The sequence below is a fragment of the Microbacterium deminutum genome (genome assembly GCF_039530205.1).
GTDB classification, from domain to species: Bacteria; Actinomycetota; Actinomycetes; order Actinomycetales; family Microbacteriaceae; genus Microbacterium; species Microbacterium deminutum.
This window is the reverse complement of the sequence record NZ_BAAAOG010000002.1, coordinates 614625-635464: the sequence shown is the minus strand read 5'-3', so window position 1 is coordinate 635464 and position 20840 is coordinate 614625. Positions and strand designations below refer to the sequence as shown.

Here is a 20840-nt window from a genome sequence, read left to right as displayed (position 1 = left end):
CGCGATCAGCGCAGCGACCGAATCCAGTCCCGGTACTCCTCCCAATCCCCCCAGGGCAGCTTCACGGCCGTGACAGCGGCCAGGACGAAGACGACCAGCGAGACCGCGACCACGACGACTGCCACGACGCTCACGATCGAGCTCACGATGTACGCGATCAGCTCTTCCCCGGTCGAGGGCGGGGAAGCCGTCCGAGCAGCTTTCGTCACGAGCGACACCTTAGCCGGATGTCGTCACGCAGAGGGAGCCTGCCCGTCATCCGTCGCGCGCCGGAACTCGCGGTCCCAGTCCCGGAGCTCCTTGCGGCGCCCGATCAGGGTGTCGAGCGAGACCTGGAACTGCAGGGCACGCTGGGCGTTGACCTGCTTGATGTTCTCGACGAGCTGCTCCGACACTCCCACGACCGCGTCCCGGACTTCGCTCACGCGCTCGTCCGGGTCATCCCAGAGGTTGGGATGCATCAGGATGTCGAGCAGATAGTGACGGTCGAGGGCGGTCGTCAATTTGGCGAGCTTGTCGCCGTATTCGATCTCGGCCAGCCGGCGCTGGTCTTCGGCAGCCTTGCCTGCGAGCCGCTCGAACAGCTGCGTGACGTTGTCGGCGATGGCCTCGATGTCCTGCGCGGTCTGGCCCGCGATCGGGTGACCCGCGACGCCGGCCGCCGCGTACTCGACGCTCAGGGTGTGCAGCGCCTGCACCTGCAGGCCGAGTGACGCCGGCAGCGGCTGCTCGGTGGCGGGCCGACGCCGCCGGATCCGGATGGCGGCGACGACGCCGACGATCGCGGCGACGATCACCGCGGCCCCGATCGCGAGGCCGATTCCGAGACCGTCCGCCCCGCCCGACGAGGTCGGCGCCGGCGAGTCGGCCGCCGCGACGACCCCCTGCACCGTCTCGGTGAGAGCGCCCTCGAGCGACCCGGCGGACGACTCGGCCTGGTTGGCGATCGACATCGCCTCGCCCTGCTCGAGCACGTGCGAACCGGCTGAGAGGTCGTCGCCGACGGCCACGACGATCGTGTCGTACCCGGTCCGCTGTCCGAGCTGTACGACGATGTCAGGTCCGGATGCCTCGAGCGCCGCGTTGGAGGAGAAGACCGCGACGCCCACCGAGGCGTCGCCGATCTGCGCCTCGATCGCCTGGGTCAGGGCGGCGGCGTCGTGGACCTCCGGCGACACGTAGACGGAGCTCGAGCTGAGCCCGTCCACGGCATCATCGACGTACCCTCCGGCGTCGGCGAGCACGATCAGCATCCGTCGTCCTGCCGGCTAGAAGTTGTTGATGACCGAGGCGAAGACGAGATCGATCTTCGCGGGGTCGGACGCGTCGAACCACTGGCCGCCGGTCGCCTCGGCGATCCGCTGCAGCACGGAGGTGTCGGCGCCATCGCCGTAGGCGATCGGGAAGATGCGCACCGGCGCCGCGTCGCCGCCCTCACGCTTGGCGGTGCCGATCTTGGCGACGAGTGAGTCGAGCGACATCGACGAATCGGTGTCCTGGCCGTCCGACAGCACGACGATCGCGTTGATGCGTCCGGGCTCGGCACGCGCCCGCATCTCGTCGTACGCCGCCGCGATGGCGTCGTACAGCGGTGTGCCCTGGCGGTCCGAGAAGCGCAGGTCGTCGAGCGAGGAGCCGAGGGATTCGCGATCCGCGCCCAGCGGCTGGACCGGGCGGAGCAGCGCGATGTTGTGCCCCGCCTCGGAATCGAGCCCGGTGGTGAACGCCCAGACCCCGACCTGATCGGTTGTGCGGAAGTGGCTGAGCGTGGCCTGCGCACCCTCGATCGCGCCGTCGAGCTTGGACCGGCCGTCGCCGATGGCCTCGTCCATCGAGCCCGAGATGTCGATGAGCTCGAGCACGGACGACGGTTTGCGGATCTGCGTCCACTGGTCGATCGCGGCCGAGACGACGTCGACCTCGGGGCGCGGAAGCGTCACCACGGGCTTCGCGGGATCGACGCCGTACTCCTCGGTGAACAGCTTGCCGAGCGGCACGGTTTCGTCGAGCGGCCGGAATCCGTACTCCGGCAGGATCCGCTGCGCGGCCTCGGTCTGCAGGAATGCGGCGAAGGCTTGGCCGGCGTCGCGCTGCACCGGGGTCACCCAGTCGGCGCCGAGCACGGTGACCGGGTTGTCCGACCACATCGACCCGCCCTCGGGGTAGACCGCGACGAGCTTCTGCTTCGGCGGCGTGAGCTTCTCCCCCGGCTGCACCGTGTGCGAGTCGGGGTTGCCCTGGTTGTAGTTGAGCAGCGAGGTCTCTTCGAGCGCGACGGCCGAGACGTACCCCGAGCCGCTCGCGCCGTTCTGCGTCTCGTGGTACAGCGTTGTGAGCACCTTGCCGGTCGTGTCGCCGTAGTGGATGACGCACTCCTCGAACACGCGCGAGAAGTCCTCCGCGGCGGCGACGTCGGCGGCGGTGAGCCCCTCGGTCTTGCCGGCGGCTTCATAGGACTGCATCAGTATGGCCGAGAGCCCGGTGGTCGACGTGTTCGGGTTGGTCTTGGAGATCTTGAACGAACCCCACACCGATTTGCCGACGCTCCCCCAGCCGTCGGGGTCGGAGCAGAGCCCCTTGAGATCCGTGATGCTGATGGGCTTGCCGGGCCAGCCGAGTGCGCGTGCCATGGGCTCCGGCATCCCGAAGACCACCGGCGTGCGGGTGAACGACCGCGGCTCCCCGACGAGCGAAGGCGAGGCGGCTGCCGCGACGCGCTCGGTCCAGACCGTCGACGCCGGTGACCACAGCGTCGGCCAGAGTTCGCGATTCTCGTTCGGCCAGTCCCCTCCGGCGGTGAGGAATCGGGTGGCGTCGCCCGACGAGACGTTGACCGGGCGAACCGTTGCACACGTGTCCAGCGCCTTGGCCTCGGGCGAGTCCTTGAACGCCGCCGCGAGGGCGTCGAGCATGTTCACCTTCTCGGATGACGTCGCCACCGCGATGTGCGTGCAGCCGTCGTCGGCGAAGTCGCCCTCACCGCCCTTCGCCTGATCGGGACCCGGTCCGAAGCAGCCTGTGAGGGCGATCGAGGCGGCGAACACGAGCGCGCCGACCGCGGCGATCCTGCGACGTCGGAATGCTGGGCGGGCAGGATGAGGCGCGGGCGCGAGAGGCGCGCGACGTCGCGGGCGAGGTCCCATGGTTACAGCGTAAGTCCGGGGCCGTTGCGTACACGACGCAATGGCCTCAGGAACGGCCGAGGTGGCGCTGCTCGCCGACATCCCGGGCTTCGGCGAGGAGGGCCAGGAACTCGGCATCCGGCGCCTCGGTGAGACGGAACGCGTGCAGCACGTTGTGCGCCGAGTACACCTCGATGCGACGGAACGAGGGATGCGCGGCCGTGCGCGCGAGCACCAGGTGGCCGTCCAGCCAATGCGTCCGCGGCATCATCGCGGCGAAGCTCATGCGGATGTGCAGCGCGATGCGGGACTTCTCGACCAGGACGTCGACGGGCTCGACGTGATGCACGAGCGCGTCGAAGATCTGGCGGACCACAGGGTCGCACCGCACGAAGCGCCCGTCGAGCGCGTCCGGGCCTCCGACGGCCGCGCACGTGTGGGTCTGGTTGCGGTTGGCGAACGTGCGACCGCAGCGCGGGCACGACCATAGCTCGCGCTCGGCCATCGTCACGCCTCGCGCAGCGCCTCGGGGCCCAGCTCTCGGATCGACGTGCAGCCGGCTAGCCCGAGGGTGATGTCGAGTTCGGCGAGCAGGTTGCGGATGACCTCTGCCACGCCGACCTCGCCGGCGACGGCGAGACCGTAGGCGTATGGCCGGCCGATCGCGACGGCGGTGGCCCCGAGTGCCAGGGCGATGGCGGCATCCACCCCCTGCCGCACCCCCGAGTCGAACACGACCGGCACCCGCCCGCCGACGCGGTCGACGATCTCGGGCAGCACCGCCAGCGTCGGGACCGACTGGTCTATCTGCCGGCCGCCGTGATTCGAGACCCATACCCCGTCCGCTCCGGCGTCGAGCGCGCGAGACGCGTCGTCGGGATGCACGATGCCCTTGAGGATGATCGGGAGACTCGTCCACTCCCGGGCCTTGGCCAGATCGCCCCACGTGAGCGCCGGAGTGGAGAACACGTCGAGGAACGTCTCGACGGCCGCACGCGGCAGCGGCGAGCGCAGGCTCTCGCGCACTCCCGCGCCGGTGAGTGCGGCCCCCTTGCGCGCGATCGTGATGCCCGCGGCGACGGCCTTCGGCGTGAGCCTGACCGGCGGCGCGGACTCGACCAGCCGTGCGTCCGTCGACAGGCCGCTCACCCGCTCGCGCACGAGTTCCGCGAAGACCGGGTCGCTCGTGTACTGCGCGATGCCCATGCCGCGCGTGAACGGCAGATAGGCCAGGTCGAGGTCGCGCGTGCGCCAGCCGAGGAGGTGCGTGTCGAGCGTCACGACGACGGCTTCGCAGCCGGATGCCTCGGCCCGGCCGAGCAGCGACGCGTTGAGCTCGTCCGACGCCGACCAGTAGAGCTGGAACAGCCGGGATCCGCCGGGTGCGGCATCCCGCACCTGCTCCATCGCGACGGATGCCTGGTTGCTGAGCGTGTACGGGATGCCGATGGATGCCGCGGCCCGTGCGACGGCGAGGTCGGCGTCGGCGTGCGCCATCTCCATGACGCCGAGCGGTGCGAGCAGGAAGGGTGTCGGCCGCTGACGGCCGAGGAAGTCGATGGACAGGTCGCGCGTCGACACGTCGCGCAGCGGCCGCGGCCAGACCTGCCACCGGTCGAACGCGGCCCGGTTCGCCACGACTGTCCGTTCGGCGCCGGCGCCGCCCGCGATGTACGCGAACGCCTCGGCGCTCAGGGCCTTGCGTGCGGCACGCTCGAGGGCGTCCGCATCGACCGGCACGCGCGGTTTCGTGCCGCTGATGCCGGCGCGGTAGATCTCGGACTGCGCACGGCGCGAGATGCCGCGTGCCGCGGCAGGATCCTGTGGAGCGACGCTGCTCTGAACCATGCGCTCAGCCTATGGTCCGATCGACAGGCGACCCCGCGTCAGGCGCGCACCTCCGCGAACGCCCGCACCGGGAAGGTCCCGAACCCCGCGACGGCGGGCGGCGCCGCCGTGAATCTGGCACCGCCCGGCGGCAGCGCGCCGAGGTTCGTGAGGTGCTCGACGACGTGGACGCCCGCACCGAGGAGCAGTGTGTGGGCGGGGCGCTCGCCGCCGGACTCGGTGTCGTCGATGTTCACCGAGTCGATCCCGACGAGCGCCGCGCCCGCCTCGATGAGCCACTGCGCGCCCTCGCCGGTGAGGAACGGAGCGCCGGCGCCGTACTCCGGGCGACCGAACCAGCGATCCCACCCGGTGTGCAGCAGCACCGCGGCGCCCCGCACGTCGCGATCGGCGAGCGTCTCTGCCCGGATGCCGCGGCGATCCGCAGACCATGCGTCCTCGAGGTGGAAGACCTCGGCGCGCAGTCCCACCAGCGTCTCGAGCGAGAGCCCCGCGAGATCCGGGCCCTGGGCGTACCGGTGGAACGGCGAGTCGAGGTACGTGCCGGTGTTGCCGATCATCGTGATCACGTCCATCGCGAACTCGGTGCCGGGCGCGTATCGGGCGCGCGAGTCCTCGCGGGTGAGGTGGGGGGTGATCGTCGGAGCCGGCAGGCCCGGATACGTCACGAGTCCGGCACGGATCGGATGGCTGAGGTCCACGACCCGCGTGCCGGTGCCCGCCACCGGCTCGGTCACGTCGCGGCTGCCGCGATGCGGCTCCTCGACGATGCGCAGCCCCCGCAGCTCGACGTCGTCGACGAGCGCGAGGCCGAGGTGACGCACCAGGAGCAGGCCGATCTCGTCGGTCGAGACGGTCGCGGAGGGGATGTCGAGCCGGAACCCGGTGCCGCTGAGCTCTCCGCCGTTGGCGAAGCGGATGTCGAAGTCGAAGTGCGCGCGAAACTCGGGGATGGGCATGCGCAGAAGCCTAGAGGGAACGGCTCAGTCCGGCCCGACCAGCAGGTACCCGCGCGCGTCGTCGAATCCTCCGACCGCCAGCCCCGCGGCGAGGTGGCCGAGCATCTCGTCGCGCACGCGATGGCGCCAGGCCGCGGCATCCGACGGCGACTCGCGGCGCAGCGCCTCGATGTCGTGCGGGATCGCGACCGACGCGACCACCCGCTCGTCCTCGGGTGTGGGAACCGGGGGCGACGCCAAGGCCCACGACACCAGGATGCGATCGGTCTCGTCGCCCCGGTTGACCCCGTCGTCCATCGGGCCGTAGTGGTTCACGAGGTACTCGTCGACCCGCGTGCCGAGCACACGCAGGTTGAAATGGGCGTTCCGGGCGACGAGGGGGTCGAACGTCCAGGTGATGTGGCCGACTTCGCGTGCGAGCGCCCACTGACGCTGGTGCTGCTTGAGGACCCGGCCGAGGCCGTGGCTCTGGTGGTCGGGCAGCACACCCGTGATGTGCGAGTGCATCGAGCGATCGGCGGGTGCCGCGAAGAACGCGACGGATGCTCCGACGATCCGATCCCCGTCGTACAGCCCGACGGCGTAGTTGCCCGAGTGGGCGAGCGCGCGCAGCAGGTTCGGCGGCATGCCGGCGTGGTCGCCGCCCCACACCTCGGCGAGCACCTCCGACGCCGCGAACACGGCCTCGACGGTTTCGAGCGCGCGGATGTCCATTCCGGGTGGTGTCTGGATGGATGCCTCGGCCATGACGACACGATATCGCCGAGGCCGCGGCCGCCCCGGCATCCGGCCCTCGCTCCGCCGCGCGCCGATAGCCTGAACGAGTGGCGACGAGGGATGAGGATGCACGCAGGCGCCTCACCCGGATGCCGCGCCAGGGCGCCATCGTCGCGGTGCTGGCGCTCACCGGCCTGGCCTCGTCGTTCATGTTCACGCTGGTGGTGCCCATCCAGGCCCAGCTGCCCGAGCTGCTGGGCGCAAGCCGCGACGACACCGCATGGGTCGTCACCGCGACACTGCTCGCCGCCGCGATCTTCACGCCGATCGCAGGACGACTGGGCGACATGTACGGAAAGCGGCGCATCGTGCTGGTGCTTCTCGTGCTGCTGGTCATCGGCTCGGTCATCGCGGCCCTGTCGACGAATCTCATCGGAGTGATCATCGGCCGCGCCCTGCAGGGCGCCGTCGTCGGCGTGGTGCCCCTCGGCATCGCGATCCTGAGAGATGTGCTGCACACCCGGTCCGTGAACAGCGCGATCGCCCTCATCAGCGCGACCCTCGGGGTCGGCGGCGCGCTCGGGCTGCCGATCAGCGCGTTCATCACGGAGTTCGCCGACTGGCACATCCTCTTCTGGCTCGCCGCAGGTCTCGGCGCGCTGTGCTTCGGACTGGTCTTGTGGATCGTGCCGGTCAGCGTGCTGCGCTCGCCCGGGAGCTTCGACTTCGTCGGCGCGGCCGGGCTCGCCGTCGGACTGACCGGCATCCTGGTCGCCGTCTCCCGCGGCAGCGAATGGGGCTGGCTGGCGGCGCCGACACTCGGCTTCGGGCTCGGCGGCGTGGCCCTGCTGCTCGTGTGGGGGTGGTACGAGCTGCGCATCGCGGAGCCGCTCCTCGACGTGCGGGTCGCCGGTCGCCGGCCGGTGCTGCTGACCAACCTCGCCTCGATCGGGATGGGCTTCGCGCTGTTCGCGTCGAACGTCGTCTTTCCGCAGATCCTCGAGCTGCCCGTCGAGACCGGCGCAGGACTCGGTCTGTCGCTCATCCTCGCGAGCCTCGTCGTGATGCCCGCCGGACTCGTGATGATGGTCCTCTCGCCGGTATCGGGCCGGCTGTCGAACGTGATCGGACCGCGTGCCCTGCTGATCATGGGTGCGATCGCCCTCGTGGCCGCGTACGCATTCGTGCTGATCGCCGGCAGCCAGGTGTGGCAGATCCTCGTCTCGAACCTGCTCATCGGGGTCGGCATCGGCTTCGGCTTCGCCGCGATGCCGATGCTGATCATGCGATCGGTGCCGCAGAACGAGACCGGCGCCTCGAACGGGCTGAACGCGCTGTTCCGGTCGCTCGGCACGAGCACGGCGGCGGCCGTCATGGGAGCCGTGCTCGCCGCCTCGTCGACGGTGCAGAACGGCGTGCAGATCCCGAGCGCGGCAGGCTTCCACCTCACGTATCTGCTCGCCGGGGCCGGTGCCGTGGCTGCTCTGGTGCTCGCCCTGTTCATCCCCGCGCACCACGCTCCCGAGGAGCGGCATCCGTCCCTGCCGGAGTGAGCCACCCCTGGTGACACCTGCGGGGCGCCCGCTAGCCTGGCGCAATGAGCGAGAACGAGGGCTCTGAGCAGGTCCCGGTCGGACCGCCCCTCGCGCCGACCACCGAGAGCGAACCAGAGCACGGCCATCGCGACACGCGCTTCTTCGGCCAGCCGTGGGACCTCGTGCACATCTTCTTCGTCGAGATGTGGGAGCGCTTCAGCTTCTACGGCATGCAGGGCATCCTCCTGCTGTACATGTACTACTCGCTCGAGCAGGGCGGGCTCGGGATGCCGGAGGCCGTGGCGACGGGAATCGTCGGCGCGTACGGCGGCTCGGTGTACCTCTCGACGATCCTCGGCGCCTGGGTCGCCGACCGCCTCCTCGGATCCGAGAAGGTGCTGTTCTTCAGCGCGATCGTGATCATGTGCGGTCACATCGGTCTCGCGCTGCTGCCCGGTTTCTGGGGACTCGGCGTCGGCCTCATCCTCGTCGCGGTCGGGTCCGGCGGCCTGAAGGCCAATGCGACCTCGGTGGTCGGAACCCTCTACTCCCCGGAGGACACCCGCCGCGACGCCGGCTTCTCGCTGTTCTATCTGGGCATCAACCTCGGTGCGCTGCTCGGTCCGCTGTTCACCGGCTGGGCCCAGGTGACGTGGGGATTCCACGCGGGGTTCGCCCTGGCCGCGATCGGCATGGCCGCGGGACTCATCCAGTACTCGTTCGGGCGCAGGAACCTTCCCGAAGAGTCCCGCGTCGTCCCCAACCCGCTGCCGGTCAACCGCCGCATGCTCATGATCGGCATCGCGCTCGCCGCGATCGCGCTCGTCGTGGTGCTGGTGCTGTCGGGCATCATCCGCGCCGACAACCTCGCCGGCGTCGTCATCCTGGTCACCCTGGTGGCGACCGTCGCCTACTTCGCGGTGATCCTCGCCAGCAGGCGCATCGACGGAACGGAGCGCTCCCGTGTGTTCAGCTTCATCCCGCTGTTCATCGTGAGCGTCGGCTTCTGGTCGCTGTACCAGCAGCAGTTCACGGTGCTGACGATCTACTCCGACAAGAAGCTCGACCGGAACATCTTCGGGTGGGAGATGCCGGTGCCCTTCGTGCAGTCGATCAACCCGATCTTCATCATCATCCTGTCGGGTGCGTTCGCGGCCCTGTGGACCAAGCTCGGGTCACGCCAGCCGTCGACCCCGGTGAAGTTCGGGCTGGGCTCGATCGTCATGGGCATCGCGTTCCTGCTGTTCCTGCCGTTCGCGAACGGCGGGCCGAACTCCACGCCGCTCATCGGCATCGTCGGCATCCTGCTGGTCTTCACGATCGCCGAGCTGCTGATCTCGCCGGTCGGCCTCTCGGTCACGACCAAGCTCGCCCCGAAGGCCTTCCACACGCAGATGGTGGCGCTGTTCTTCCTGTCGGTGGCATTGGGGACGGCGATCGCCGGATGGCTCGCCCGGTTCTACGACCCGAACAACGAGGTGCCGTACTTCTTGATCCTCGGTCTGATCGCGATCGCGCTCGGCGGCGCGCTGCTCCTGGCGGTGAAGCCCGTGCTGTCGCTGATGAAAGGGGTGCGGTAGCACGACTGGGGGGTTTGGGGGCGGAGCCCCCATTGAGCACAGGGTGCGGTAGCACGCTACGGCTCGAGGGTGAGCGACGGCGCGAGCGGCACGATCGACTCGCGCACCCGGATGATCTCGCGGGTGAGCTCGTTCAGGCGCAGGTCTTCGTCGACCTCGGGGCGCCACATCGGCACCGGAAGAGCGACCCCGGCAGCACCGGGCACCACGAACACCGTTATGCACTGCGTGGTCAGGGTGAGATCGCGTGGCGCGCGCGGATCCGCGGACGAGACGCGGATGCCGAGATGCATGCTGCGCTCGCTCGTGTACAGCAGCCGCGCCTCGACCTCGACGAGATCGCCGATGGTCACCGGTGCGAAGAAGTGGATGCCGCCGGAGTAGACGGCGACGGCGGTGCTCGCGGCATCCCCGTCCTTCGTCCACGCCGCCGCGCACGCGAAAGCCGCTTCGTCGATCCAGCGCATCACGGTCCCGCCGTGCGCCTTGCCGCCCCAGTTGACGACGCTCGGCGGCACGAGGAACCGCAGAGTGGCGCTGGGCGCCCTCGAGGCGTCGGTGTACTCCTCCGACAGCATGAGCCGCTTGATCTCGGTGCGGGAGGGGATGCGATCGAGCGCGGCCGCCGCGAGCCTGCGATCGGCGCGAGACCGGGGCTCCCAGGCGGGCACTTCGGTCGGGCGGCCGTCGGCGTCCTTCGCGACGAAGATCAGCACGCACGTCGTGGCGGGCGAGTAGGCGCGTTCGCTCACTTCGCTGGATGACACCGTCACAACGACGTGCATGCTCGTCCTGCCGGTGTGGATGATGCGCGCCTGCACCTCGATGAGGCTGCCGGGCGCGATCGGACGGCGATGGCGGACATTGCCCACGTAGGCGGTCACGCAGTACGTGCCCGCCCATCCGACGGCGCATGCGTATCCGGCCTTGTCGATCCACTCCATCACGCTCCCCGCCGCCACCGAGCGCCCTCCGGCGGCGGTGTCGGCGGGCGTCGACATGAACCGCAGCGTGATGCGATCGTCGCGCCCCGCGGCTCTGCGAGGAGCGGTGGTCAGGGTCGTCACGGCCTCAGCCTAGGCTCCGCGGCCAGCCGGATCGGCATACGCTATGGATGTTGCCGACCGAAGGAGTCGCCGTGTCCATCCACAACGAGCACTCCACGCAGCGGCGTGTTCCGGGCCCCGACGAGCCGACCGTCCCAGAGCTCGAGGAGGACGAGACGATCGCGCCGCGTCCCGAGGAGGAGATCGCCGACGTCCTCCGGGCCGAGCCGGACGTCGAGGACCACACCACCCACCACGAGTGATGCACCCCGGCGTCGGGTGCGAAGACGAGGGTCGGCGCCGAGCGGTGCGCCTCGGCGATCACGTGGGGTCGGCGTTCATCTCCCATTGCTTGGGCGAGCGCCATAGTGCGCTGGTGGTGAGGGATCGGATCATCTCCATCTCCTTCGGCAGCCGGTTGTAGAGCTTCATGAACAGCTCCTCGACGTCCAGAAGCTCCGAGGTCCAGTCGCGGCGGTTGATCGCCATGCAGGCGAAGAAGTCCTCCTCCGAGAAGTCCAGGCCGTCCCACGTGAGGTCTTCGTAGCGCGGCATCCATCCGAGCGGACTCTCGATCGCGAGCGCCCGGCCGCGTGAGCGGGCGACGATCCACTGCAGCACGCGCATGTTCTCGCCGAACCCCGGCCAGAGGAATCGTCCGGTCTCGTCGCGCCGGAACCAGTTCACCTGGAAGATGCGGGGGGCGTTGCGGACCTTCCGGCCCAATCCGAGCCAATGGTTGATGTAGTCCCCCATGTGGTAGCCCGAGAACGGCAGCATCGCGAACGGGTCACGGCGCACCACACCCTGCTCCCCGAACGCGGCGGCCGTGGTCTCGGAGCCCATCGTCGCCGCCATGTAGACCCCGAACGCCCAGTTGAAGCTCTGCACGACGAGCGGGATGGTGCCCGCCCGACGGCCGCCGAACACGAACGCCCGGATCGGCACGCCCTGCGGGTCGTCCCAGGACTCGTCGAGCGCCGGGTTCAATACGGCAGGTGAGGTGAACCGCGAATTCGGGTGCGCCGCCTTCGTCCCCGACTCGGGAGTCCAGTCGTTGCCCTGCCAGTCGATGGCATGCGCCGGCTTGGGGCCGTCCATCCCCTCCCACCACACGTCTCCGTCGTCGGTGAGTGCGACGTTCGTGAAGATGGTGTCCGAGCGGATCGACTCCATCCCGTTCGGGTTCGTCGAGTAGGACGTGCCGGGCGCGACGCCGAAGTAGCCCGCCTCCGGGTTGATCGCGAACAGGGTGCCGTCCTCGCCCGGCTTGATCCACGCGATGTCGTCGCCGACGGTGGTCACCTTCCACCCCTGCTCGGTGAACGTCGCCGGCGGGACGAGCATCGCGAAGTTGGTCTTGCCGCACGCGCTGGGGAACGCCGCGGCGACATACGTCTTCTCCCCCTCCGGGTCGGTCACCCCCAGGATCAGCATGTGCTCGGCGAGCCACCCGTCGTCGCGTGCCATGGTGGACGCGATGCGCAGCGCCAGGCACTTCTTGCCCAGCAGCGCGTTGCCGCCATAGCCGGACCCGTAGGACCAGATCTCGAGCGTCTCCGGGAAGTGCACGATGTACTTCTCGGTCGGATTGCAGGGCCAGGCGACATCCTGCTCACCCTCGCCCAGCGGTGCCCCGACGCTGTGCATACACGGCACGAACTCGCCGGCGGTGCCGAGCGCCTCAGCCGCGGCACGCCCCATCCGAGTCATGATCCTCATGCTCACCGCGGCGTACGGCGAATCCGTGATCTGCACACCCAGCTGCGCGATCGGTGAGCCGAGCGGCCCCATGCTGAACGGCACCACGTACATCGTACGGCCCGCCATCGAGCCCGCGAACAGGCCGCGGAGGATCCGCATCATCTCCCTCGGCTCCATCCAGTTGTTCGTCGGGCCGGCATCCTCCTCGCTGCGCGCGCAGATGAACGTGCGCTCCTCGACCCGGGCGACGTCGCTCGCGTCGCTGCGCGCCAGGAAGCTGCGCGGCCGGTTCTCCGGGTTCAGCCGGATGAACGTGCCCGCCGCGACGAGTTCCTCGCACATGGCGTCGTACTCCGCATCCGACCCGTCGCACCAGTGGACGTCCGTCGGCGTGCAGAGTTCGGCCATCTTCTCCACCCAGGCGACAAGCCCGCGGTGCTGGATCCACTCCGGTGTGCTCATGATCCGAGCATGCCCCGCCGACTGCCCCCGCACCATACGGTGCTCGGCTCAGTCGTTCATCGGAAAGCCGCCCGTCAGGCGACGAGGCCGTGGCAGGTGCACGGGATGGCGCACGTCGATTCTCGGATCGTCCGTGGCGCGCGGGCCACTCCCTCGGGTTCGGGGCGGGTTTGGTCCGGTGGGGCGGAGGTTGCACGCCCCAACGGACGGATGGCGCCCCAAACCCCGGTTCGGCGGTTTCTGCCGGCTCACCCGCCCTGCTGCAGGAACCGGATGCTGTTGCCGAAGGGGTCTCGAAGGGCCATGTCGATGCCGTAGAAGTTCTCCGTGGGCTCCTGGGTGAAATCCGTGACGCCGCGCTCGCGGAGCGTCTCATACAGCGCGTGCGCATCATCGGTGATGAAGACGAGGCCACCCAGGGCACCCTGGGCGACCAGCTCGCGGATTCGTTCCGCGGTCTCTTCGTCGTGGATGGGCGGTCCGGGCTTCTCCAGTGAGATCTCGGTGGCTCCGCCGCCCGGCACCCGAACCGTCAGCCAGCGATAGTCGCCCTGCCGCACATCGCTGCCCTTCTCCAGCCCCAGCTTGTCGACGTAGAAGTCCAGGGCGGCATCCTTGTCCACGACGTAGATGGAAACGACATTCAGTGTGGTGATCATCGTGTCTCCTGCTCCGCTCTCGTCGTATGCAGAGATCCTATGCATCTGCCAGGGCAAGTCCAGATGTCGCTGCGCGCCGCGACCGGTGCCGATAATGAGGACGTGGAGCCCTGGGAGATGCGCGAGTGGTACGCAGAGTACCTCGACGCGTGCAACCGGCACGACCTCGACGCGATCCGCTCGTTCGTGGCGCCATCGGTCCGGCGTTCGCACCTGCCGGGAGGAGCGGACGCGTGGGTCGCCGACATGGCCGATCTCTTCCATGCATTCCCCGACTGGCGCTGGCGCCGGATTCAGCTCGTCGTCGAGGACGATCGCCTCGCCGCGCATCTGCGAGCGAGCGGCACCCATCTGGGCGTGTTCCGCGGCATCGCCCCGACGCGACGACACGCCAACGTCGCGGAGTTCGCGATCTACCGCGTGACGAAGGGGCGCATCGCGGAGTTCTCAGGCACGACCGATCACTCCGAGCTGCTAACGCAGCTCAAGGGATGACCGAGTCGACCGAGGCTCCGCCGACGCGCCACGGCCGCACGGCCGACGCCCGAAGCCTCAGAACACGTACTCCATCAGGTCCGTGCCCAGCGTCCGGAAGGCCTCGTGGGCGCGCATCCGGTGCATGATCGACAGGTCGTCGAAGCACACGATGAGGGCGTACGCCACTCCGGCACGGGGGCCGGCCAGCACCCCCGCTTCGACGCGGATGCCGGCATCCCGCCCCGTCTTGTTGATGAAGAGCAGTCCGTGCTCGTCGTTGTCGTGCGAGAACGGGTCGAGCCCGGTCGCGGACGCGACGAGCGACAGATCGTGGTTGAGGCTGAGCCACTCCGCGACCTGCGCGCTGACCCCGGCCGAGACCGCCTGCGAATTGACGAGCGCGGCGAAGATCTGGGCCAGCTCGCGGGCGGAGCCCAGTGCGAAATGCGGTGCGTCATCCGGCCCGCGCTCGTCGCGGAAGCGGTCCAGCAGCGCCGAGCGCTCGAGGCCCAGCTCTTCGATCCGGGCGCGCACCGCCGGAAGGCCCACGCGCGCGAGCAGCGCGTTCGCGGCGAGCGCGTCGCCGGTGGATGCCGTGAGGACTGCGAGGTCCGCCAGCGGAAGCGCGGGAGCCTTGAGATGCTGCCACACGCCCGCGACACCGACGGGTTCGACCGACGAGCGCTCGATGATCTCGAGCGGGTCCAGTCGCCCGGACTCGAATCCGGCGGCGACTTCGATCAGCAGCGGCACGATGCCGAGGCCGCCGATGGGCAGCGTGACGAAGTCGTCACCCGAGAGTACGGCGGTGCCGCGGTCGAGATCCGTGATGCTGACGGAGATCTTCGCGCCCGACGAGGCCAGGTCGTCGAGCGCCTTGAGCGTGGCGACGAAGGAACGGCGGCCGGCGGCTGCCCGCTTCGGCAGTCGTCGGCTGGTGCTTCGTCGCGACCCCCGTTGCGACTCTGCTGCCCTGTTGGGCTCAGGGGGCGTGCCCACGAGCGGGCTTCCTTCCGGTGGATTGGCGAGGGTGAGGAATGAGCGCCTGTCGGCGCGCGTGAGATGCATGCTGCTGCGGACTGTTCTGTTGTGGGTGGGTGCTGGAACTGCGTTATTCGGTTGTGGGTCCGGCCGTCGACCGGCCGTGCGCGAGAGCGCATGTGAGTGGGGGCCTTCGGGAGCCCGCAGGCTCACCAGATGGTCACACGCTTGTCTGCGTCGAGCCAGAGGGCGTCCGACTCCGAGACGTCGAAGGCATCGTAGAACGCGCCGATGTTCCGCACGATCTGGTTGCAGCGGAACTCGTTCGGCGAGTGCGGGTCGATCGTGAGAAGGCGGATGGTCTCGGCATCCCGCCCCTTCTGCTGCCAGATCTGCGCCCAGCTCAGGAGCAGGCGCTGGATGCCGGTGAACCCGTCGATCTCGACCTCCTCAGTGCCGTTCAGGTGCAGCGCGTAGGCCTTGAGCGCGATGCCGAGGCCGCCGAGGTCGCCGATGTTCTCGCCGATGGTGAGCGCGCCGTTGACTTTGTGATCGCCCTCGAGCCCGAGCGGAGTGAGCTCGCTGTACTGGGCGATGAGGTTCGAGGTGCGCTCCTCGAATGCGGTGCGGTCGTCATCGGTCCACCAGTCGCGCAGCGACCCGTCGCCGTCGAAGCGACTGCCCTGGTCGTCGAAGCCGTGGCCGATCTCGTGACCGATCACGGCGCCGATGCCGCCGTAGTTCGCCGCGGCGTCGCGCTCGGCGTCGAAGAACGGGTACTGCAGGATCGCGGCCGGGAAGACGATCTCGTTCATCAGCGGGTTGTAGTAGGCGTTGACCGTCTGCGGGGTCATGTACCACTCGTCACGGTCGATCGGCTGGCCGATCTTGTCGAGCTGGCGGTCGTGCTCGTGGATGTGCGCTCGACGGACGTTGCCGACGAGGTCGGCGGCGTCGATCTCGAGGGTAGAGTAGTCCTTCCATTTCACCGGGTAGCCGATCTTCGGCGTGAACGCGTCGAGCTTCGCGAGCGCGCGCTGCCGCGTCTCGGGGCTCATCCATTCGAGTTCGCCGATCGACTGGCGGTAGGCCTCGATCAGGTTGCCGACGAGCTCGTCCATCGCGACCTTGGCGGCGGGCGGGAAGTGGCGCTCCACGTAGACGCGGCCGATCGCCTCTCCCATCGCCGCCTCGGCGAGACCGACACCCCGCTTCCAGCGCTCGCGGTTCACCGGAACGCCGGTGAGCTGCGTGCCGTAGAACCCGAAGTTCTCATCGACGAACTCGTCCGAGAGGAACGGCGCGCTCGCGTGGATGACCGAGAAGCGCAGCCACGCCTTCCACTCATCGAGCCGCTCCTCGGTGAGGAGCGTTCCGAGACCCTCGACGAAGCTCGGCTGATAGACATTGACGTCGGCGAAGGCGTCCGGGTGGGTCGGCGCGATTCCCTCGAGCCAGGGGTCGAGGTCAACGCCGATGAGCGCCTGCAGCTCGTCCCACGTCTTCAGGTTGTAGGTCGCCACCGCGTCCCGGCTCTTGACGTTGTCCCAGTGCACAGCCGCGAGCTCGGTCTCGAGGGCGACGATATGGTCGGCCGCGACCGCGGCATCAGCGACACCCGCCAGCTCGAGCATCTTCTCGACGTGATTGCGGAAGGCGATGCGGGTGTCCTGGAAGTTCTCGAGCCGGTAATAGCTCTCGTCCGGGAGCGAGAGTCCGCCCTGGATGAAGAAGGGCACATACCGCTGCGGGTTGCCCGGGTCGGGCTCGATGTACAGGTGGACGAGACCCGCGACGCCGTCGCGCTCGAGTTCGCCGACCGTGCGGAGGAAGCTCGGGATGCCGTCGATCGCGTCGACGCGGTCGAGCTGGCTCACGAGCGGCGAGCCGCCGAGCGAGGCGATGTGCCCGGTGTCCATGAAGCTCGTGTACAGGTCGCCGATCTTCCGCGCCTCGGTGCCGGCTTCTGCATCCTGCGTCTCTTCGACGATGGCTCGGACGTCCTTCTCGGCCTGCTCGGCGATGAGATGGAACGAGCCCCAGCGGGCCTTGTCGTCGGGGATGTCGGTGCGCTCGATCCAGGCGCCGTTGACGTGGCGGAACAGGTCGTCCTGCGGGCGGATCTCGGCGCTGAGCTCATCGAGAGCCAGACCCGAACGGGGGGCATCGGTCATGCGTTCCAGGATATGCTCCCGCGCCGGTCGTGCCGTCCGCCCGACGACGGATCCGGCCTCGTGATCGCATTGTGATCGAAGGCACGACTTTAGGCTGAAAGCGTGACGAGCACTCGGCCGACGCTGAACCGCGACATCCTGCGCCTCGCCGTGCCCGCACTGGGCGCGCTGGTCGCCGAACCGCTGTTCCTCATCATCGATTCGGCACTCGTCGGACACCTCGGCGTGACGCCGCTCGCGGGGCTCGGCATCGCCTCGGCGGTGCTCCAGACCGTCGTCGGGCTGATGGTGTTCCTCGCATATTCGACCACTCCGGCGGTGGCTCGGCGATTCGGAGCGGGCAGTCTCTCCAAGGCCGTGTCGGTCGGCATCGACGGGATGTGGCTCGCCCTGGCCCTCGGCGCCGTTCTCGCCCTGGTCGGATACGCCGCGACGCCGTTCCTCGTCGGACTGTTCGGGGCCGCGCCCGAGGTGGCCGGGCAGGCCGAGACCTACCTCGGGATCTCGATGTGGGGGCTTCCGGCGATGCTCATCGTCTTCGCGGCGACGGGCCTGCTGCGAGGGATGCAGGACACCGTCACCCCGCTGTGGATCGCCGGGCTCGGGTTCGCCGCGAACGCGCTGCTGAACTGGTTCTTCATCTACGGGCTCGGCTGGGGGATCGCCGGCTCCGCCAGCGGGACCGTCGTCGCGCAGTGGGGAATGGTCGCCGCGTACGTCGTCGTGGTGGGCGGGCTGGCACGCCGGCATGCGGCATCCGTCCGTCCCCATCGCGAGGGCGTGACCGGCTCGGCGCGCTCCGGCGGATGGCTGTTCCTCCGGACGGTGTCGCTGCGGTTCGCCCTGCTCGCGACCGTGGTCATCGCGACCAGCCTCGGCACGGCGGAGCTCGCCGGCTGGCAGGTCGCGTTCACGATCTTCTCGACCGCCGCGTTCGCCCTTGATGCCCTCGCGATCGCCGCACAGGCACTCATCGGCAAGGGCCTCGGCGCGGGCGACGAGCACTTCGTGCGGCGCGTGCTGGGCCGCACCGTCGCGTGGGGAGCCTGGTTCGGCGTGATCGTGGGCGCGGTCATCGGCGGTCTCTCGGGCGTCATCGGGCTGGTGTTCACGGGGGATGCCGCGATCGCCGCCCTGGTTCAGCCCGCGCTCGTCGTGCTCGCGGTGGCGCAGCCCGTCTGCGGGATCGTTTTCGTGCTCGACGGCGTGCTGATCGGAGCCGGGGACGCGAGGTACCTGGCGCTCGCGGGGCTGCTGAACCTCGTGCCGTTCTTGCCGGCTCTCGTGCTCGTCGCGGCGGTTCACCCGGTCGGCGCGGCCGGACTCGCGTGGCTGGCGGTCGCATTCTTCGGCGTGTACATGCTCGCGCGCCTCGCCACCCTGGGCTGGCGGGTGCGCGGTCACACCTGGATGACCGTCCCCGTCTGATCCGTCACGCCTCTGCTGCTCGCCTGCTGCCACGGGCGAGCGGTGGTATCACGGCGACATCAGGCCGCTCATAGCTCGCAAGGCGTGCATTCGACCACGCCGGAAGGAGCGTCGCGTGTCCGGATCCGGAACCTTCGCGTTCACCCTGCACCCCCGTCCGGGCGGCGGCGCTCACGAGCTTCTGCAGACCCGTCGTCCTGGAGTCCCGCACGGCGGTGATCGCATGACCCGCATCGTGCTGTTGGGCGGCGGCTACGTCACGCTTCACGCCTATTCGAGCCTCGTGCGCCGTCTCGGACGGGAGGTACGGCGTGGCGATGTCGAGATCGTCGTGATCTCGGCCGATCGCGCGCATCGTTTCCACGGCTTCACGGGTGAACTCCTCGCGGGCATGATCGATCGCGACCGGCTCGCCACACCGCTGGAAGAGGCGATGCCGCTCGCACGGATCATCATCGGCCGAGCCGTGGACATCGACACCGGCCTGCGGCGGGTCTCATACGTCACCGGTGACGACGCGTCGCTCGTCACCGTGGGCTATGACCACCTCGTCGTCGGCACCGGCGCCAGGGAGCCGACCGCGGAAGTCGCGGGTCTGGGCCGCCACGGCTTCACCCTGCGCGGACCCGACGAGATCGGCATCCTCGCCGACCGTCTGGCAGCCGAACCGGGCGCGCCGGTGGTCGTCGCCGGAGGCGGCGTCGCGGGCGTCGAACTGGCCGCCGCGATCGCCGATCGCGGGCATCCGGTCACCCTGGTGCACTCGGCCGCCCGTGTGCTTTGCGAGTGGGACGACCAGCCCCGGCTGGTCGCGCGCGCCGAGGTGGAGCTTTCCCGTGCGGGTGTGACCGTCCTCACCGCGACCCGGCTGGTGGGGGTGACATCGTCGACCGCCCTCCTCTCGGACGGCGCCTCCCTCGAGAGCCACAGAGTCGTCGCCACGACCGGGCAGCGGCCCGTGCGCATCCCCGGTCTGGATCGCTGGCGCGATGACCGTGGCCGTCTGCGCACCCAGCGCAGCCTCAGAGTCACGTCAGGAGTATGGGCCGCGGGCGACGCGGCCCAGGTCTGGAACCCCGTGACCCGTCATCCGGTACCCGCCGTCGCCCTCTGGGCCATCAAGGGCGGCGATCACATCGGTCGTTCCATCGCGCGCGAGCTGCGCGGGCGCCGAGCGAGGCGATTCCGCTATCGCGGGCTTGGCCGTGCCGCGTCCTTCGGGCTCGGGAAGGGGATCGCCGAGCTGAACGGCATCCCACTCACGGGCGCATTCGCCTGGCTGCTCCGGCTGGTGTTCTTCCTCCGCTTCATGCCCTCGCGGCGCCGCGCCGCCGGCGTCGTGTCCGACCTCGCGCGTTTCGTGCTCACGCCGCGTGCCGAGCGTCCGGTCTCCGTCGGCACGCGCGGTCGCGAACGTACGGCGCTGGCGCCCCGGCAGGTCTGACCAGACCGGTCACGCCCAGCGGCGGCACCACTCGTACATGACGACGGCTCCGGCCGCGCTGGCGTTGATAGAGCGCGTCGAGCCGTACTGTGTGATCTCGATGACGGCGGATGCCGCGGCCACCGCGTCGGGAGAGAGACCGGGTCCCTCCTGCCCGAACAGCAGCACGCAGCGCTCGGGCAGCGGGGCGCGGTCCAGCGGCACCGAGCCGGGCACATTGTCGATCGCGATGATCGGCAGGGATGCGGCATCCGCCCATGCGGCGAACGCCGCAACGTCCTCGTGGTGATGCACGTGCTGGTATCGGTCGGTGACCATCGCGCCGCGACGGTTCCAGCGCCGGCGGCCGACGATGTGCACCTCGGCGGCGAGGAAGGCGTTGGCGCTGCGCACGATCGACCCGATGTTCATGTCGTGCTGCCAGTTCTCGATCGCGACATGGAACGGATGCCGCCGCCCGTCCAAGTCGGCCACGATCGCGTCCATCGACCAGTAGCGGTAGCGGTCGATGACGTTGCGGGCATCGCCGTGTGCGAGCAGCTCGCGGTCGTAGCGCGGGTCGTCCGGCCAGGACGCCGGGCCGCCCGGCCACGGCCCGACGCCGATCGGCAGCATCGGCTCGGCGTGCTCGTGCTGGGGGTTGCTCACCGCGCCAGGCTAGTCGCGGTGCCCCCCGGTCGTTGAGCGAGCGAATCGAGACGAAC

General features: G+C 69.5%; 19 protein-coding genes. 6 read left to right on the top strand and 13 right to left on the bottom strand.

Annotation, left to right across the window (positions count from 1 at the left end; translation table 11 throughout):
• Positions 1–5 precede the first annotated feature (5 nt).
• From ABD212_RS09210 to ABD212_RS09180, 7 genes are read right to left on the bottom strand one after another with little or no spacing between them, the layout of a single operon-like run.
• Complete coding sequence (locus ABD212_RS09210) at positions 6–209, bottom strand: hypothetical protein (RefSeq protein ID WP_344093649.1); 204 nt, start codon at positions 207–209, stop codon at positions 6–8.
• A 24-nt stretch (positions 210–233) separates the two neighbouring features.
• Positions 234–1253 carry a hypothetical protein gene (locus ABD212_RS09205; protein ID WP_344093647.1) on the bottom strand — a complete coding sequence of 340 codons (1020 nt, stop codon included), beginning with the start codon at positions 1251–1253 and terminating at the stop codon, positions 234–236.
• Positions 1254–1268: 15 nt separating this feature from the next.
• Positions 1269–3143 carry a substrate-binding and vWA domain-containing protein gene (locus ABD212_RS09200; RefSeq protein WP_344093645.1) on the bottom strand — a complete coding sequence of 625 codons (1875 nt, stop codon included), beginning with the start codon at positions 3141–3143 and terminating at the stop codon, positions 1269–1271.
• Positions 3144–3189: 46 nt separating this feature from the next.
• Positions 3190–3627 (bottom strand): hypothetical protein, encoded by a 438-nt coding sequence (locus tag ABD212_RS09195; protein WP_344093643.1) that lies wholly within the window; start codon positions 3625–3627, stop codon positions 3190–3192.
• Between the two features lie 2 nt (positions 3628–3629).
• On the bottom strand, positions 3630–4970 hold the full coding sequence (locus tag ABD212_RS09190) for an alpha-hydroxy-acid oxidizing protein (protein ID WP_344093641.1): 1341 nt from the start codon (positions 4968–4970) through the stop codon (positions 3630–3632).
• Positions 4971–5008: 38 nt separating this feature from the next.
• On the bottom strand, positions 5009–5929 hold the full coding sequence (locus ABD212_RS09185) for a cyclase family protein (RefSeq protein WP_344093639.1): 921 nt from the start codon (positions 5927–5929) through the stop codon (positions 5009–5011).
• Positions 5930–5953: 24 nt separating this feature from the next.
• Positions 5954–6676 (bottom strand): GNAT family N-acetyltransferase, encoded by a 723-nt coding sequence (locus tag ABD212_RS09180; protein WP_344093637.1) that lies wholly within the window; start codon positions 6674–6676, stop codon positions 5954–5956.
• A gap of 119 nt (positions 6677–6795) precedes the next feature.
• Between ABD212_RS09180 and ABD212_RS09175 the strand changes: the two genes are divergently transcribed.
• Positions 6796–8199, top strand: a complete 1404-nt coding sequence (locus ABD212_RS09175) for an MFS transporter (RefSeq protein WP_344094144.1) — start codon at positions 6796–6798, stop codon at positions 8197–8199.
• A gap of 44 nt (positions 8200–8243) precedes the next feature.
• Positions 8244–9761 carry a peptide MFS transporter gene (locus ABD212_RS09170; protein ID WP_344093634.1) on the top strand — a complete coding sequence of 506 codons (1518 nt, stop codon included), beginning with the start codon at positions 8244–8246 and terminating at the stop codon, positions 9759–9761.
• A 56-nt stretch (positions 9762–9817) separates the two neighbouring features.
• Here the strand turns inward: ABD212_RS09170 and ABD212_RS09165 are convergent, their stop codons facing one another.
• A complete protein-coding gene (locus tag ABD212_RS09165) occupies positions 9818–10828 on the bottom strand; it encodes an acyl-CoA thioesterase (protein ID WP_344093632.1) in 1011 nt (336 codons plus the stop codon).
• Positions 10829–10899: 71 nt separating this feature from the next.
• Between ABD212_RS09165 and ABD212_RS09160 the strand changes: the two genes are divergently transcribed.
• Positions 10900–11070, top strand: coding sequence for a hypothetical protein (locus ABD212_RS09160; protein ID WP_344093630.1), 171 nt, complete (start codon positions 10900–10902; stop codon positions 11068–11070).
• 58 nt (positions 11071–11128) lie between these two features.
• On the opposite strand, the gene ABD212_RS09155 is transcribed toward ABD212_RS09160, so the two are convergent.
• Positions 11129–12973 carry a phosphoenolpyruvate carboxykinase (GTP) gene (locus tag ABD212_RS09155; protein ID WP_344093628.1) on the bottom strand — a complete coding sequence of 615 codons (1845 nt, stop codon included), beginning with the start codon at positions 12971–12973 and terminating at the stop codon, positions 11129–11131.
• A gap of 248 nt (positions 12974–13221) precedes the next feature.
• The gene (locus ABD212_RS09150; protein ID WP_344093625.1) at positions 13222–13632 is read right to left on the bottom strand and encodes a VOC family protein; all 411 of its coding nucleotides are present in this window, start codon (positions 13630–13632) and stop codon (positions 13222–13224) included.
• Positions 13633–13734: 102 nt separating this feature from the next.
• Here ABD212_RS09150 and ABD212_RS09145 point away from each other — a divergent pair, with 102 nt between their 5' ends.
• Positions 13735–14127, top strand: coding sequence for an ester cyclase (locus ABD212_RS09145; RefSeq protein ID WP_344093623.1), 393 nt, complete (start codon positions 13735–13737; stop codon positions 14125–14127).
• 57 nt (positions 14128–14184) lie between these two features.
• Here the strand turns inward: ABD212_RS09145 and ABD212_RS09140 are convergent, their stop codons facing one another.
• Both ABD212_RS09140 and ABD212_RS09135 read right to left on the bottom strand, forming a co-directional pair.
• Positions 14185–15177: a serine hydrolase gene (locus ABD212_RS09140; protein WP_344093620.1), complete on the bottom strand. Its 993-nt coding sequence runs from the start codon at positions 15175–15177 to the stop codon at positions 14185–14187.
• A 122-nt stretch (positions 15178–15299) separates the two neighbouring features.
• Positions 15300–17264, bottom strand: coding sequence for a M13 family metallopeptidase (locus ABD212_RS09135; RefSeq protein ID WP_344093618.1), 1965 nt, complete (start codon positions 17262–17264; stop codon positions 15300–15302).
• A gap of 102 nt (positions 17265–17366) precedes the next feature.
• Here ABD212_RS09135 and ABD212_RS09130 point away from each other — a divergent pair, with 102 nt between their 5' ends.
• Both ABD212_RS09130 and ABD212_RS09125 read left to right on the top strand, forming a co-directional pair.
• A complete protein-coding gene (locus ABD212_RS09130) occupies positions 17367–18692 on the top strand; it encodes an MATE family efflux transporter (RefSeq protein WP_344093616.1) in 1326 nt (441 codons plus the stop codon).
• Between the two features lie 115 nt (positions 18693–18807).
• On the top strand, positions 18808–20136 hold the full coding sequence (locus tag ABD212_RS09125) for an NAD(P)/FAD-dependent oxidoreductase (protein ID WP_344093614.1): 1329 nt from the start codon (positions 18808–18810) through the stop codon (positions 20134–20136).
• Between the two features lie 9 nt (positions 20137–20145).
• Here ABD212_RS09125 and ABD212_RS09120 read toward each other — a convergent pair whose 3' ends face one another.
• A complete protein-coding gene (locus ABD212_RS09120; protein ID WP_344094141.1) occupies positions 20146–20751 on the bottom strand; it encodes a TrmH family RNA methyltransferase in 606 nt (201 codons plus the stop codon).
• Between the last annotated feature and the right edge of the window lie 89 nt (positions 20752–20840).